Below are 14,687 nucleotides of genomic sequence, written 5' to 3' on the forward strand. Positions count from 1 at the left end.
CGCTGCCCAAATCCTCCTCGGCCGCGGGCATATAGCCGCGAACAACGGGCTCGTTTGTAACGGCGCTCCTCTCGAATGGCAAGCCTTTGAAACAAATGAAAAGAGAAGGCTCGACGATTGGATGGGTTATGACTTGAAGCTCAACAGGACTGGTCTTACGGGAAAGTGCCCTAGAACAGACGAAGCTTGGCCTTTATTCCTCCTTCGCGAGGTCCATTGAGGAGATGCTTCCATGAAGATCGTCACCCCTATCCTGCTCCTGACTGCCACTCTTGCGCTGGCCGCCTGCAATCAAACCGCCTCGGCACCTGCCAGCACCGGCGTGATGGCTAGCAGCTCCGGCACCGGTTGCAAGGGCGAAATCGACCGGTATCGCGCCGTCATGAGCAACGACCTGGCCATGGGGCATGTGAACCAATCCGTCTACACACGGGTGGATCGGGAAATCACTCAAGCCGAGGCGGCCTGCGCCGCCGGGCGCGATGCGGAGGCCGTGCGAATGGTCAGCGCCACGAAGGCGCGTCACGGCTATCTCTGATCGAAGACCCAGCCGAAGAAGGACTGTAGGAACAGCGGCATCCGTTCAGGGTCGATATCCCCCGCCCCCCGGATGATGCGCACATCCTGCAGTTCGGGCTCGTGCTGACGGGCGATGTTGGCGCGGATCTTCGCCGCGCCTTCCTCCGCCGATACCGGCAGGGTCACCATGCGCAGAAGGGCGATGGTCGGCCAGCGCTGGACGACGATCCATTCATCATCCACGTGGTAATCGCCTTCCTGCAGCCCCGTCTCCTCCGCAAGCTCCCGGGTGAGACTGGTCGAGAGGTCGACGGTTCCGTCGGGCCTCAAATCGGAAGGGTCCGGCGTACCGGCTGCGAAGTAGACGCGACCCGCATTCGTCGTCCCGCCCCCCATCACGCCGCAGATGTAAGCGCCATCCGATCCTCGCAACGCACCCATGGCAAAGCCATTGGCAATGTTGGGGTCGGGGTAGCCCTTGTCGATCCAGGCGACGAAGTCGGCGTAATCCACCTCGAAATAGGTGTTGCGGCACTGGTCCTGCTCGAAGGTCACATCCTGCAGCAGCAGCACGCGCCCGTTGAACATCTGCGGCTTGCCCGCCGTGCGCCGCTTCCAGTTCTCCTCGATGAAGTCCCGGTTCTGCTTGGGCCAAGCCCAATCGAACGGGCGGCAGCACGCCTCGACGCGGGAGACATGCCGGATCTCGATCTCGCGGTTCACGCGAAAATCTCGCCGCGGCTCACCATCACCGCACCGCCGCCGATCTCGGCTGATGTGAGCGCCCCATCCTTGATGACCATCTGCAGGTTGATCTCGCTCGGGCGCCCCATCTCGACTCCCTGCTCGATGACGATGTTGTGCTCGCCGTCGCCCAGGGGCTCGCACTGCATGAGGGCACCTGCGAAGGCGGCAGCGGCCGAGCCGGTGGCCGGGTCCTCGGCGATGCCCATGCCGGGGCCGAACATACGGGCACGGAACCGCAAGCTCACCGCATCGGGAACGCGGGCATAGACATAGGCCGAGGGGTGATCACTGTCGCCGAAGACCTTGTCGAAAGCCTCGCCCTGAGGCTTCGCGCGTGCCAGCGCGTCCAAAGAGGAGACGGGTACGAGATCATAGGCCACGCCTGCCGAATGGCGGCTCGGGATGTGCTGGTCGAATCCGATCTCCGTCGGGTCAAGCCCGAGCGACCAGGCGCAATCCTTGCTCTCCTTGCCCTCGCCCCACACGAAGGGCAGGCGCGGCAGGCGGAATCGCGCTGTACCGCTCACCTCATCCTTTACTTGGACGGCGCAGGGCACGATCCCGACCTGCTCCTTGAGCCCGAAGGCCACAGCGCCCGGTTGGCCTTCCTGGTCGAGCAGCGCCAGGAGCACGGCGGTTCCCACCGTCGGATGGCCCGCGAAGGGCAGTTCGCGGGCCGGCGTGAAGATGCGGATATCGGCACGCTGGCGGGGCTCGGAAGCCGGAAAGACGAAGACCGTCTCGGAGAGATTGAACTCCTTCGCGATCCGCTGCATCGCTGCCGTATCGAGACCCTCCGCCTCGACGACGACGGCAAGGGGATTCCCGGCGAAGCGCTCGCCCGTGAAGACATCGAGGGTGACGAAACGGCGGGACATGCGGATCAAACCTCTTCAACGTCGAAGCGACGGGTGGGCGAGACGAATTCTTCCTGCGCCGCAATGGTCAGGATCTCCCGGGAGCCTGCCTCTTCCGTGCGCTTGAGCAAGCCGTAGACAGAGGCCGAGGCTTCGGCAAGAGCAGTCAGTGCGGAGCGCGAGCGTGCATAATGAACGAAGAACAGCGCCGCGATGGCATCCCCTGCCCCGTTGACGGAGAGCGACAGCTTCGGGGTCCGCACCCGCCAGAAGCGCCCATTCTCGCCGGCGATGAGATCCACGCTGTCGGGGGGCGTCTCCTTTGTCTCGACGGAGGTGACGAGAATGACCCTGGGACCCATTGCCTGCACGATCGCGACCGCCTCCTTCACATCGTCGAGGGTCTGTGCCGTGATGCCGGACAGATAATCCAATTCGAACTGGTTCGGCGTGATGATGTCGGCTGCAGGAACCGCCTGCTCGCGCATGAATTCCGGAATGCCGGGGCGCACGAACACGCCGCGGCCCACGTCGCCAATCACAGGGTCGCAGCAATAGAGGGTGTCAGGATTGAGAGACCGCACCCGCGCGACTGCGGACAGGATGGCGTTGCCGATATCGGCCGAGCCCATATAGCCGGACAGGACGCCGTCGCAGCGGCCGAGCACGCCGCGTTCGGCAATGCCCTCCACCAGATCCTCGATGGCGGGCCCGTCGAACACGCGCCCCTTCCAGGAACCGTAGCCGGTGTGGTTCGAGAACTGGACGGTGTGAATCGGCCACACCTCGACGCCGAGGCGCTGCATCGGAAAGACCGCCGAGGCGTTACCCACGTGACCGTAGGCGACATGGGATTGGATCGAGAGAACGTTCATGGCTCTAGCCCCCTTGCTTCCCGGTTAGCGCAACACAGGTTCTGCTTCAAATCGTGTGATGTGATCCTATTCATCACGGATGCGATTGGGTCTATCCGATCCACGCAAAATGCCTGTATTCACCCCAGCGACGAAGGAGGCGGGTCGGATTGATGGATATCGAGTTTTGGAAGAACAGCGTTCTGGAGTTCGTGCAGACCCACCAGGGCTATGCTCCCTTCGTGCTCGGATTGATGACCTTTGCCGAGTCGCTCGCCTTCGTGTCCCTGCTCCTGCCCACCATGACGATCCTGATTGCTGTCGGTTTCGTCCTGGCTGCAGCGGACATCCCGTTCTGGCAGGCGTGGGCCGGCGCCGTCTGCGGGGCCTTTCTGGGCAACTGGGTCTCGTATGCGATCGGACAGCACTACAAGAAGACCGCCTACGAGGTCTGGCCTTTGTCCCGCAATCCCAAGCTCATCGAGCGCGGAGAGGATTTCTTCCAGCGCTTTGGCCCCTGGGCCGTGTTCCTGGGGCGCTTCTTCGGCCCCATCCGGGCGGTCATTGCCCTGATCGCCGGCATCTTCCTCATGCCAGGGGTGCTGTTCCAGGCCGCCAACCTGGCCTCGGCTTCCGTCTGGGCCTTCGTGATCCTCGCACCCGGCGCAGGACTGGCGCAATACATGCTGTGGTAGAGCCACGCATCCGGGAACCTGATGTCCGAGGGCTCATTAACCTCGGTCACCAGAGGAGGCCTCCATGGGCAAAGGCAAGATGAACGGCAACAATTCGGGCGAGAGCAAGAAGCACCTCGACGACCATACCCGCGGCTCCGGCGGCACCATGAAAAACCGGAAGGATCCCGGCAAGCAGGACAACAACAAGGCTCAGAACACGAAGAGCAATCAGCAGTAAACGCTGAGATCTGCTTCGTACGGAACCCTGTGAGCCTACCTGTTTCCATAGGTCACAGCAGCATTCCGGGATGTTATCGGCTTAGCTATAACATTCCGGAAAATTGCTGTGGCCTATTCTTCGTCTGATTCCTCCACAGATCTTGCCCTAACACCTGTGTCCTCAGAGGGAGCAAACCCGCTCGCAGCAGGCCTGCCCAGAGCGTGGTGGCCCAGCGTCTGGGGCTTTGCATCCCTCGTTTATTCCGTGTTCTGGATGGCAGAGAGTTGGAGGTCAGCGCAGCCCCTGTTTGGCCCGACGCAAGTCAACCACTTGGCACAGGATCTCTGGTGCCTCATGCTGACTCTCGGGAGCAGCTATCTTCTCCATCAATTCTACAAGCATCGCTCAGAGACCCTTGGCCTCGTGCTCTGCCTTCTGGTGGCTGCAACTGCCATGACATGGCACCGCCTGTAGCATCGAGGCCTCGAGCGGTCCTCAGGAAGTCTTAAACCCATCGAGAGCGCCAGCCTCGATGCGCTCCCTCGTGTGCTCGTAACCGATCTCGACCACCCTCTCGAAATGCTCCCAGCCCCTCAGCGGCACGTCGGCCAGCGGAGGATGGATGACGAGAGCCGCATGGGCGCGGGCCTTCAGCGTCTGGGCATCGCTGGAGATCGTGGCTGCCCGGTAGAGCAGGCTGACGATGTCCGGTGCCTGAGCCGGGAGACCGAGGAGCCGACGCAGGAAAGGCGCCTTCTTCTCCTCCTCGCCCGCAGTGGTGAAGGCAACGTCCCGCGCCACGTCGATGCCGAGCACCGGACCTCTCTGCAGGTCGGCCATGATGTCAGCCGGCAGGTTGTTCATCATAGCTCCGTCCACGAGCACACCCTCCGCCTCGATGACCGGCGGCAGCAGACCGGGAATGGCAAGGCTCGCCCTCAGGGCGCGCCAGAGCGGGCCATGCCGATGCACATGGGTCGTGCCGGTCGTCAGGTTCGACGAGACGCAGAAGAACGGCAGCCAGAGATCCTCGATGTTCCGGTCGCCGAAATGCTCAAACAGCCGCGCATCAACCTTCTTGCCTCTCACCAGCGCGATAAGTGGGAGGGTGTAGTCGTTCAGCGGCGGGTTTCTGACGAAGGCCTCCCTCATGAGGTCCTTGGCCTCGTCCAGTCCGATCTGGATGGCAGCCGTTGCCGCCATGACGGCCCCGATGCTGGTGCCTCCAACGAGGTCTACGGGAAAGCCGTATTCGCGCAGGGCCCGGATGGCCCCAAGATGAGCGAAGCCCCGGGCCCCTCCTCCCGCCAGCACCAGTCCGACGGCACGCCCGCTCGACGTGCGGATCAGACGCTGCAGATCGGCCGAGCTTTTACCCCGTACATGAATGCGCTGATCTACGGGGAGGCGCGCGAGCGACTGATGGGCCGGGGTGGGACGGGAGGCATCCGTTTTCTGAAGCAGCACAAGGTCATGACGGCGCCAGGACGACACGGCGCTTGTCAGCGCCTCCGCCTCGGGGACCAGGGGCTCGCCTGGGCAGGCCAGAAACATGACGTGATCGGCATGTCGGATGCAGCGTCCGGTCCAGGGACCCGACGGCTCGGAGGCGACATAGACGACACCCTCGCGGTTGGCCTCGAAGCGATAAAGCCAGCTCTCATCCTCCTCGGACGGCATCGCATCAAGAAGATCGACCCCCGCCCCGTGACTGCGCCGCATCTCCTTCAGGAACGCATGGGCGAAATCAGCCACCGCAACGCCCTGAGTGACCGGCACGATGGCGAAGGTGGTGGGCTTGAAGGTGATGGGGCTATGGCGGGTCGTCGCGCGAAGCCTGTCGGCAAGCAGCCTCGACAGGTAGACTATCACCGAGGGGCAGCGCTCCACGAGGCGCTCGAATGCCTCCCGAGTCAGCTTGAGCAATACCGAGTCCCGCAGGGCCGTCACGCTGGCCGAGCGGGGCGCATTCGAGATCAGGGACATTTCCCCGATCGTCTCCGGAGGAAAGATGCGGGCGACGCGCCTTTGCTCACCGTGGGTACCTTGAATGGAGACCCCGAGAGCGCCCGACACGAGCATGTACAGCGCGTCCGCCGGATCACCTTCCTGGAATAGGACCGCGCCCCCCGGAAGAACCACCTGCTGCAGTTCCGCCCGGAGCTCGCGGCGCGTCACGGGATCGAGGTCCGCCCAGAGAGGCGCCTCGAACTCCGGCAGATTTTTGGTCAGGATCGGTGCACTCATGGGCTGTCGGATGTTTGCTCTTCAGAGCCCACTAACGGGAATTTCCCCAGCTCGCAAATCCACATCCAGCTTAATGCGAGAAGGCTGCAGGCGGAGCGAAGATGGAGCCTTTTCCTGAGGAAGTAAGGATTTCTCCAGCCTCGCCCCGCCCGTGAGGCTTAGTTCCGGCTCTTGTCGACCAGGGCCTTTTCCTTGATCCAGGGCATCATGTCGCGCAGGCGGGAGCCGACATCCTCGATCGGATGGGCGGCGTTGCGGGCGCGGGTTGCCTTGAAGGAGGTCTGGTTGACCTTGTTCTCGAGCATCCAGTCGCGGGTGAACTTGCCGGACTGAATGTCCTCGAGGACGCGCTTCATCTCGGCTTTGGTCTCGGGCGTGATGATCCGCGGCCCCGTCACGTACTCGCCGAACTCGGCGGTGTTCGAGATCGAATAGTTCATGTTGGCGATGCCGCCCTCGTAGATGAGGTCGACGATGAGCTTCACTTCGTGCAGGCACTCGAAATAGGCCATCTCGGGGGCGTAGCCCGCCTCGACGAGGGTCTCGAAGCCAGCCTTGATCAGCTCGACGAGGCCGCCGCAGAGCACCACCTGCTCGCCGAAGAGGTCGGTCTCGCACTCTTCCTTGAAGGAGGTCTCGATGATGCCGGCGCGGCCGCCGCCATTGGCCGAGGCGTAGGAGAGCGCGATGTCATGGGCATTGCCCGTGGCGTCCTGGTGGATCGCGATCAGGGTCGGCACGCCGCCGCCGCGCTGATATTCGGAGCGGACCGTGTGGCCGGGGCCCTTGGGGGCGACCATGAGCACGTCGAGGTCCTTGCGGGGCTCGATGAGGTTGAAGTGGACGTTAAGGCCGTGGGCGAAGAGAAGGGCTGCACCCTGCTTCATGTTGTCCTGAAGGTCGCTGCGGTAGATATCGGCCTGCAGCTCGTCGGGGGTCAGCATCATGACCACGTCGGCCCACTTGGCGGCCTCGGCCACTTCCATGACCTTGATGCCAGCCTTCTCGGCCTTGGCGGCGGAGGGCGAGCCCTTGCGAAGCGCCACCACGATGTCCTTCACGCCGGAATCGCGCAGGTTCAGCGTATGGGCATGACCCTGGCTGCCATAGCCGACGATGGCGACCTTCTTGCCCTTGATCAGGTTGATATCTGCGTCGCGATCGTAATAGACACGCATGGTCCTCAAGTCCCTTGTCTCAAAGGGGGCATTCCCCCGGCCTTCGTTGACGCTGCACCGCCCTCATGGACATGGCGCAACAATGACTTATCAGGCGCCGCTTTTAGCGAATAAAACTGCGCTGACAAGCTGTTGTTTGTAGCAAAACTGCGACCCTTCCCTGCGCTAGGTGCAAGACGAAGCCGTTCCGCCACAAACGATCCGAGCCTGGAGAGTTCAAATCGCTCCCCAATGCTCTAGATTGAAATTTCATCTCTCGACCGAGAAGGACGAAGCCGCATGCAGCGCCTTGCCACCCCCGACGACGTCATCTCGTTCTGGCGCGAAGCCGGTCCTGAGAAATGGTTTTCGAAGGATGAGTCCTTCGACCAAGCCTGCCGTGACCGTTTCCTGCCAACCTATGAGGCCGCCGCACGAGGCGACCTCAACGAGTGGGAGCTCACCCCGGAGGGTGCGCTCGCCGTCATTCTCCTGCTCGACCAGTTCCCCCGGAACATGTTCCGGGGAAAGCGCGAAACCTATAAGACCGACCCCGTTGCCCTGATGGCTGCCGACCGCGCCATCGAGCGGGGCTTCGATCACAAGGTGGAACCTCAATTCCGACGCTTCTTCTACCTGCCCTTCATGCACTCCGAATCCCTGGCGGATCAGGAGCGCTCGGTGGTCTTGAACGAGGCCCTCGGCGAAGCAGATTCCGTCAAGTATGCCCACCACCACCACGACATCGTCGCCCGATTCGGCCGCTTCCCCCACCGCAACGCCATCCTGGGTCGCGAGACGACTCCCGAGGAGGAGGCTTTTTTGAAGGAAAGCGACTTCAGGGGATGACTCGCATCTTTGTCATATCAACTGAAACTCTCCTGTTTGCTTGAAGCGCTCATAGGCTTCCACACTGCGCCTCATGTTCGGCAGCATCTCGGGAAGCTTGTCGGGCTTGAACCAATCGAGCTCCAAGCTCTCCCCATCCTGCCCTCCCAGCACACCCGCGAAGGTCGTGGCGTAGAACATAAGCGAAAAGTACTGGCAGGCGTGGCCGTTTGGATAGCGGATCGTTTCGAAGGACGGATCGCAAGCATAGCCGAATGGCTTCGGCGCGAGGATTGCCAGGCCTGTTTCTTCCAGCGTCTCCCGCACGACGACACTGGCGATGTCCTCGCCCTCCTCCGGAATGCCGCCGGGAATGCCCCAGATGCCGAAGTCGGAGCGCCGTTGCAGCAGGATGGCGCCGTCCTCCCGCTCTACTACGACCCGTGTACCCGGCATGAGTAGGAGCCGGTCGCCGACCTCCTGCCGAAGGCGTCCAAGGTAGCTATCGTGGAACGAGGACATGAGGAGAAAGGCCTCACATTCCTTCCGCGCCGCGCGCCATGGCGGCGACGCCGGTGCGGGAGACTTCCACGAGACCGACTGCGGTCATGAGCTTGATGAAGCGCTCGACCTCGTCCGTCGTGCCGGTCAGCTCGTAGACGAAGGATGTGAGCGTGGCATCGAGGGTGCGGGCCCCGAAGGCCGATGCCAGCCGCATCGCCTCGACCCGATGGTCGCCCTTGCCCACCACCTTGACGAGGCAGAGTTCACGTTCCACCGCCTCGCCTGTGAGAGTGAGGTCGACCACGCGATGCACCGGTACGAGACGCTCGAGCTGGCTCTTGATCTGCTGGATGATGCTGTCGGTGCCCGTCGTCACGATGGTGATGCGCGAAATATGCGCTTCGTGCTCGGTTTCGGTGACCGTCAGGCTCTCGATGTTGTAGCCGCGGCCCGAGAACAGGCCCGCAATGCGCGCGAGAACGCCCGGCTCGTTGTCGACGATGATGGCGAGCGTGCGCCGGTGCGAGGGCTCGACGCGCGTCGCATCGGGATAATGGGTCTTCATCTGGAGCATGGTCTGGTTTCCCGAACTTCTTTCAAGCCTCAAGCCGCTTTGCGGTAGTTCTCGACGGCGTCCTCGTCCACCTCGTCGGCGGGGACGATCCATTCCTCTTTCAGCGCGGCCGTGCGCCACTCCTGGAAGGCTGGCAGTGACAGGATCGCATCCACATAGGCGCGCGTCGTGGCATCGAGAGCAATGGAATACGTGTCGAGACGCGTTGCAAGCGGCGCATACATAGCGTCCGCCGCCGAGAAGGCGCCGAACAGGAATGGGCCACCGGCCCCGAAGCGCTCACGCGCCCCGCGCACGATCTCGCTGAAGCGGGCCACATCGCGGGCCACCGCCTCGCCGCGATCCTTCGAGGCATATCTCCTGCCGAGATTCATCGGGCATGCGGAGCGCAAAGCCGGAAAGCCGGCATGCATCTCGGCCGCGATCGAGCGCGCCATGGCGCGACCCTTGCGATCCTCAGGCCACACGGGAGCACCATAGGCCTCACCCACGTAATCCATGATGGCGATGCTTTCCCACACGGTTACATCGCCATCAATCAGGATCGGCACCTTTCCGGCAGGCGAGTGCTTGAGCACCTTTTCCTTGGTGTCCGGCAGATCGAGCGGGATGACGATCTCGTCAAAGGCAACCCCGAGCTGCTTCATCAGCAGCCAGGGGCGCAGGGACCAGGACGAGTAGCACTTGTTTGCGATGACGAGGGTGGACATGTCGCGCGCTTTCCGGATCAAACCAGCATCTTGCCCTTCTCGTCGATCACGGAGCCGATGTCGGCTCCCGTCTCGCCGAGATAGTCGTTGAGCAGCATTTCGTTGTGCGCCTTGCCCGAGGGGATCATCGGAAAGCAATTCTCTGTCTTGTCGACGAGGCAGTCGAAGATGACCGGGCGGTTCACGTTGATCATCTCGAGGATCTTTGCATCGAGATCGCCCGGCTTCTCGCAGCGGATCCCGACGCCACCATAGGCCTCGGCAAGCTTCACGAAATCGGGCAGCGACTCCGAATAACTGTGCGAGTAGCGCCCGCCATGCAGCAGCTCCTGCCATTGGCGCACCATGCCCATGTATTCGTTGTTGAGGATGAAGACCTTGATCGGCAGGTTGTACTGCAGGGCGGTGGACATTTCCTGCAGCATCATCTGGATCGAGGCTTCGCCGGCGATGTCGATCACCAGGGCATCGGGATGCGCGAGCTGCGCGCCGACGGCGGCCGGCAGGCCGTAGCCCATGGTGCCGTGGCCGCCCGACGTCATCCAGCGGTTCGGCTCCTCGAACCTGAAGTACTGGGCCGCCCACATCTGGTGCTGGCCCACCTCCGTGGTGATATAGGTTTCGCGGTCCTTCGTGAGTTCGTAGAGACGCTGGATCGCATATTGCGGCTTGATGGTCTCCGCGGAGTTGCGGAAGCCGAGGCAGTTGCGCGCGCGCCAGCCTTCGATCTTGCCCCACCAATCCTTCAGCGCCACCTTGTCGGACTGCTGAGCGCTCTGCCGCCACAGGCGCACCATGTCTTCCAGCACATGCGCGCAGTCGCCGACGATCGGGATGTCCACCTTCACGGTCTTGTTGATGGACGACGGGTCGATGTCCACATGGATGCGCTTCGAGAAGGGCGAGAAGGCATCGAGGCGTCCCGTGATGCGGTCGTCGAAGCGCGCCCCAATATTGATCATCACGTCGCATTCATGCATCGCGAGATTGGCCTCGTAGGTGCCGTGCATGCCGAGCATGCCGAGCCACTGCTTGTCGGAGGCCGGGTAGGCGCCAAGGCCCATCAGGGTCGAGGTGATGGGAAAGCCCGTGAGCCTGACGAGCTCGCGCAGCAGCATCGAGGCATGCGGCCCGGAATTGACGACGCCGCCGCCCGTGTAGAACACGGGGCGCTTGGCATTGGCCATCAGCTCGATGGCCGCACGGATGTGCTCCATGTCGCCCTTCACGGTGGGACGGTAGGTCTTGTGCTGATTGCTCAAGGGTCGCACATAGGAGCCGGTCTTGAACTGGATGTCCTTCGGCAGATCGACCACGACCGGACCCGGACGGCCGTTCTGCGCCACATAGAAGGCCTCGTGCAGAACCCGCGGCAGGTCTTCGATGGATTTGACGAGATAGTTGTGCTTCGTGCAGTGGCGCGTGATGCCGACCGTGTCGCATTCCTGGAACGCGTCGGAGCCGATGAGATGGGTCGGCACCTGACCGGTGATGCAGACCAGCGGGATCGAATCCATCATCGCGTCGGCAAGGCCCGTGATGGCATTCGTCGCGCCAGGACCCGATGTCACGAGCACCACGCCGGGCTTGCCGGACGAGCGGGCATAGCCTTCGGCTGCGTGGACCGCGCCCTGCTCGTGACGGACGAGAACGTGCCGCACCTTCTCCTGATGAAAGAGCGCATCGTAAATCGGGAGTACCGCGCCGCCCGGATAGCCGAAGATATGCTCGACCCCCTGATCCTGCAGGGCTCGGATCACCATTTCCGCTCCGGTCATCGTCTCGCTCATGGGTCTTGCTCCGTCGGGCTCGTCTGCTGTGTCTCAAGAAATCTGGGCAATAAAAAAGGCCCCTGAGGGGGCCTGTGCGCCATCGCCGGACCTGCGGGTCAATCCCGCTCCGTCGATGGCGCTCGTACTACGAGAATAAGCTTGCGCATTGGGGCAGCTCTCGGTTCAAAAGTTGCGCAGACGCTAAACCATGCATTTCATTCGGTCAAGCGGGGGCGACTTGGCGAGAAGCGGCTTAGCTTTTACGTTAAGCCCCCTATTTTAGTCGTATGACCATGACCGAGACCATCTCTACCACCGGGGCTCCGACGCAGAATCTGCGCCTCACGGCTCGCGCCCTCCTCCTGGGCGATCGCCTCGATGTCGCCGGGCTGGAGCGCAGCGACGTTCTGTCGACGACGCCCCTCGCCTTCAGAGCCGGACAGGAAGGCTTCGTGGCCCTGTTCCGCTATGGAGTGGCCGTTCTGGTCGGGCTCACGCCCCTGGAGGAAGACGAGGTGATCCGCAGCCTGCGCCAGAGGATCGCCGGCGAGTTCGCCCGCCATGAGGAAGAAACCGCCATCATCGAGATCTCACCCGACCGGGACGACCAGATCCCTCCGGGTGGACCGATCTACATCAAGCAGATGTCCACCGAGCGCCTGCTCGTCATCGCGGATGCCCTGTCCAAGAGCGCAACCCTCGCCCGGGACGAGCGGGAGGCCACAGCCGCCTTCGAGCTGGTTGAGCCCTCGGTCCAGCACCTTGCCGAAAAGGGGCGCCGCCCGCGCGACCGGCGCAGGATCCTCAAGCAGGTCGGCCACGCCCTCCTTGTCCGCCAGCGCATGTCCGGAGGCGTAGCCGTGGAGGAGAAGCCGGACGTCCTCTGGGACCGCCCGGACCTGGAACGTCTCTATGCCCGTCTGGAGGACGAGTACGAGCTGAAGGAACGCGCCGCAGCCCTCCACCGCAAGCTCGATGTGCTCGGCGATACCGCGCAGGCCCTGACGGACATCATCGACACCGAGCGCTCCCTGCGGCTCGAACTGATCATCGTCCTCCTGATCGTGTTCGAGATCTTCATCACCTTCTATCAGATGGCCGTAGGCTATCTGACGGGACATTGATGCGGGCCATCACCGCTTCGAATCCCTGCTCGGGCTCGACCCAGTGCCAATCCGGCAGTTGATGCCGGAACCAGGTGAACTGGCGCTTGGCATAGCGCCTCGTATCCCCCTGCCCTTTGGATATGGCCTCATCGAGCGAGATCTCGCCACGCAGGTAAGCCAATAGTCCGGGAACGCCATGGGCGCGCATGGCCGGCAGCATGGGATCGAGGTTCCGCTCGCCCAAGGCCCTCACCTCGTCGAGCGCCCCCTGCTCGATCATGGCTTCGAAACGCCGGTCAATCCGCCGGCGCAACTCATCCCGATCCGGCGCGAGGAAGAGCTTGACGACGGGGCGACCCGCCAAAGGTCCCGGCTCGCGGGCGCCGTGAAACGAGACCAGCGGGCGTCCGGTCGCTGCAAAGATCTCGAGAGCCCGCTGCACACGCAGCCGATCCGACGGGCGAAGGGTCCTGGCTGTTTCTGGATCGCGCTCAGACAGAAGGCGATGAAGCTCGGGCGTCTCAAGTCCCTCACTCTCCCGGCGTACCTGCTCGCGCACCTCCTCCGGGACGGGTGGCATCTCGGAGAGCCCCTCAGTCAGGGCCTTGAAGTAGAGGCCGGTGCCGCCCACGAAGATCGGCAGCTTCGTGCCACCGATAGTCCTAAGGACGTCGACCGCATCGGCCACATAGCGCCCAACAGAGAAGTTCACAGCGGCATCCACATGCCCGTAGAGACGGTGCGGCGCCTCTGCCTCTTCCTGCGATGTCGGACGGGCCGTGATCACGCGCAGATCGCCATAAACCTGCATGGAATCGGCGTTGATCACCTCGCCGTTGAGGGCTCGCGCCAGTCTGATGCCCAATGCGGACTTGCCTGATGCGGTCGGCCCTGCGATGAGAACCGCGCCGACCCGAACGTCACTCACAGCCAGGTCTCCCCAATGGCGTCTGCCCCGAATTCCCTCGTTGCGACCCTGATCGCCAATCCATCCGAACAGGCTCTCACGGACGAGATCGTGACCCAGGCCGCTCGGTCGCTCGGACAAGAGACGGAACAGGCCATCCTGGCAAGGGGAATCGCGGCGGACTTGATCGTTCTCGGCGCAACGGACGCGAGGTCCATCGAAGCGCTCCTGCGCAAAACCCTGCATGATCATCCCATCGACGTCGTTGTGCAGCCTCTGGCTACCCGGCGCAAGCGCCTGTTCCTGGCGGACATGGACTCCACCATGATCGGACAGGAATGCATCGACGAGCTTGCCGATTATGTCGGGCTCAAAGGCGAGGTTTCCGAGATCACGGAGCGTGCCATGCGCGGTGAGATCGCCTTCGAGCCCGCTCTGCGCGAGCGCGTGGCCCTGTTGAAGAACCTGCCCATTAATGTGGTGGACGAAATCATCGAGAACCGCATCACCCTTACCCCCGGAGGTCCGGCTCTCGTCCGGACGATGCGCACCAACGGCGCCTATACCTGCCTCGTCTCCGGCGGCTTTACGCTGTTCACCGGCCCTGTCGGGGCAAAGCTGGGCTTCCATGAGGATCGCTCCAACCGCCTGATTATTGAAGGAGAGACCCTAGCAGGCACAGTCGAGGAACCGATCCTCGGTCGCGAGGCGAAGCTCGCGACCATGATCGAGCTACGCACCCGGCTCGGTTTGGCCGCGCACGAGACGATGGCCGTAGGCGACGGCGCCAATGATCTTGCCATGCTGAGCGAAGCAGGCCTCGGCGTCGCCTTCCGGGCCAAGCCGGCGGTGGCGGCCGCGGCTCATGCGCGGCTCGACCATGCCGATCTGTCTGCGCTGCTCTATGTGCAGGGCTATAGGGCCAGCGACATCGCTCAGGGATAAGCCCAAGCTGTTCTGATGCATCCCTGAAACAAGAAAGGCGGCCCAGAAGGCCGCCTTTCCGAT

16 protein-coding genes are annotated in these 14,687 nt (G+C 63.0%); 6 read left to right on the top strand and 10 right to left on the bottom strand.

What is annotated here, in order from left to right:
- The first annotated feature begins 232 nt into the window (after positions 1–232).
- Positions 233–538 (top strand): hypothetical protein, encoded by a 306-nt coding sequence (locus AC0QTX_RS00280; protein ID WP_474601814.1) that lies wholly within the window; start codon positions 233–235, stop codon positions 536–538.
- Here AC0QTX_RS00280 and AC0QTX_RS00285 read toward each other — a convergent pair.
- Genes AC0QTX_RS00285 through pdxY form a run of 3 tightly spaced genes read right to left on the bottom strand, consistent with a single transcriptional unit; the run spans position 529 to position 2,998 of the window.
- Positions 529–1,242, bottom strand: a complete 714-nt coding sequence (locus AC0QTX_RS00285) for an NUDIX hydrolase (RefSeq protein ID WP_474601815.1) — start codon at positions 1,240–1,242, stop codon at positions 529–531. The two genes, AC0QTX_RS00280 and AC0QTX_RS00285, sit on opposite strands and share 10 nt — an antisense overlap.
- On the bottom strand, positions 1,239–2,144 hold the full coding sequence (locus AC0QTX_RS00290; protein ID WP_474601816.1) for a PhzF family phenazine biosynthesis protein: 906 nt from the start codon (positions 2,142–2,144) through the stop codon (positions 1,239–1,241). Before AC0QTX_RS00290 ends, AC0QTX_RS00285 begins: the two co-directional genes overlap by 4 nt.
- A gap of 5 nt (positions 2,145–2,149) precedes the next feature.
- The gene (gene pdxY / locus AC0QTX_RS00295) at positions 2,150–2,998 is read right to left on the bottom strand and encodes a pyridoxal kinase PdxY (RefSeq protein WP_474601817.1); all 849 of its coding nucleotides are present in this window, start codon (positions 2,996–2,998) and stop codon (positions 2,150–2,152) included.
- Between the two features lie 152 nt (positions 2,999–3,150).
- Between pdxY and AC0QTX_RS00300 the strand changes: the two genes are divergently transcribed.
- Together AC0QTX_RS00300 and AC0QTX_RS00305 are read left to right on the top strand one after the other, a co-directional pair.
- Positions 3,151–3,672 carry a DedA family protein gene (locus AC0QTX_RS00300; protein WP_474601818.1) on the top strand — a complete coding sequence of 174 codons (522 nt, stop codon included), beginning with the start codon at positions 3,151–3,153 and terminating at the stop codon, positions 3,670–3,672.
- 64 nt (positions 3,673–3,736) lie between these two features.
- A complete protein-coding gene (locus tag AC0QTX_RS00305; RefSeq protein ID WP_160195434.1) occupies positions 3,737–3,892 on the top strand; it encodes a hypothetical protein in 156 nt (51 codons plus the stop codon).
- Between the two features lie 477 nt (positions 3,893–4,369).
- On the opposite strand, the gene AC0QTX_RS00310 is transcribed toward AC0QTX_RS00305, so the two are convergent.
- Positions 4,370–6,121: a patatin-like phospholipase family protein gene (locus tag AC0QTX_RS00310; protein WP_474601819.1), complete on the bottom strand. Its 1,752-nt coding sequence runs from the start codon at positions 6,119–6,121 to the stop codon at positions 4,370–4,372.
- Positions 6,122–6,279: 158 nt separating this feature from the next.
- Positions 6,280–7,299, bottom strand: coding sequence for a ketol-acid reductoisomerase (gene ilvC / locus AC0QTX_RS00315; RefSeq protein ID WP_474601820.1), 1,020 nt, complete (start codon positions 7,297–7,299; stop codon positions 6,280–6,282).
- A gap of 279 nt (positions 7,300–7,578) precedes the next feature.
- On the opposite strand from ilvC, the gene AC0QTX_RS00320 reads away from it, so the two are divergent.
- The gene (locus AC0QTX_RS00320) at positions 7,579–8,127 is read left to right on the top strand and encodes a DUF924 family protein (protein ID WP_474601821.1); all 549 of its coding nucleotides are present in this window, start codon (positions 7,579–7,581) and stop codon (positions 8,125–8,127) included.
- Positions 8,128–8,139: 12 nt separating this feature from the next.
- On the opposite strand, the gene AC0QTX_RS00325 is transcribed toward AC0QTX_RS00320, so the two are convergent.
- From AC0QTX_RS00325 to AC0QTX_RS00340, 4 genes are read right to left on the bottom strand one after another with little or no spacing between them, the layout of a single operon-like run.
- On the bottom strand, positions 8,140–8,628 hold the full coding sequence (locus AC0QTX_RS00325; protein WP_474601822.1) for an NUDIX domain-containing protein: 489 nt from the start codon (positions 8,626–8,628) through the stop codon (positions 8,140–8,142).
- A gap of 13 nt (positions 8,629–8,641) precedes the next feature.
- A complete protein-coding gene (gene ilvN, locus AC0QTX_RS00330) occupies positions 8,642–9,184 on the bottom strand; it encodes an acetolactate synthase small subunit (RefSeq protein ID WP_036350902.1) in 543 nt (180 codons plus the stop codon).
- A 29-nt stretch (positions 9,185–9,213) separates the two neighbouring features.
- Positions 9,214–9,894 carry a glutathione S-transferase family protein gene (locus AC0QTX_RS00335; RefSeq protein WP_474601823.1) on the bottom strand — a complete coding sequence of 227 codons (681 nt, stop codon included), beginning with the start codon at positions 9,892–9,894 and terminating at the stop codon, positions 9,214–9,216.
- Between the two features lie 17 nt (positions 9,895–9,911).
- A complete protein-coding gene (locus tag AC0QTX_RS00340; RefSeq protein WP_474601824.1) occupies positions 9,912–11,684 on the bottom strand; it encodes an acetolactate synthase 3 large subunit in 1,773 nt (590 codons plus the stop codon).
- 275 nt (positions 11,685–11,959) lie between these two features.
- Between AC0QTX_RS00340 and AC0QTX_RS00345 the strand changes: the two genes are divergently transcribed.
- Positions 11,960–12,790, top strand: a complete 831-nt coding sequence (locus AC0QTX_RS00345; RefSeq protein ID WP_474601825.1) for an RMD1 family protein — start codon at positions 11,960–11,962, stop codon at positions 12,788–12,790.
- Here AC0QTX_RS00345 and miaA read toward each other — a convergent pair.
- Positions 12,747–13,700: a tRNA (adenosine(37)-N6)-dimethylallyltransferase MiaA gene (gene miaA / locus AC0QTX_RS00350; protein ID WP_474601826.1), complete on the bottom strand. Its 954-nt coding sequence runs from the start codon at positions 13,698–13,700 to the stop codon at positions 12,747–12,749. The two genes, AC0QTX_RS00345 and miaA, sit on opposite strands and share 44 nt — an antisense overlap.
- A gap of 15 nt (positions 13,701–13,715) precedes the next feature.
- Between miaA and serB the strand changes: the two genes are divergently transcribed.
- Positions 13,716–14,624 (top strand): phosphoserine phosphatase SerB, encoded by a 909-nt coding sequence (gene serB / locus AC0QTX_RS00355; protein ID WP_474601827.1) that lies wholly within the window; start codon positions 13,716–13,718, stop codon positions 14,622–14,624.
- Positions 14,625–14,687: the final 63 nt, after the last annotated feature.

This window comes from Microvirga sp. jy35, assembly GCF_056148915.1.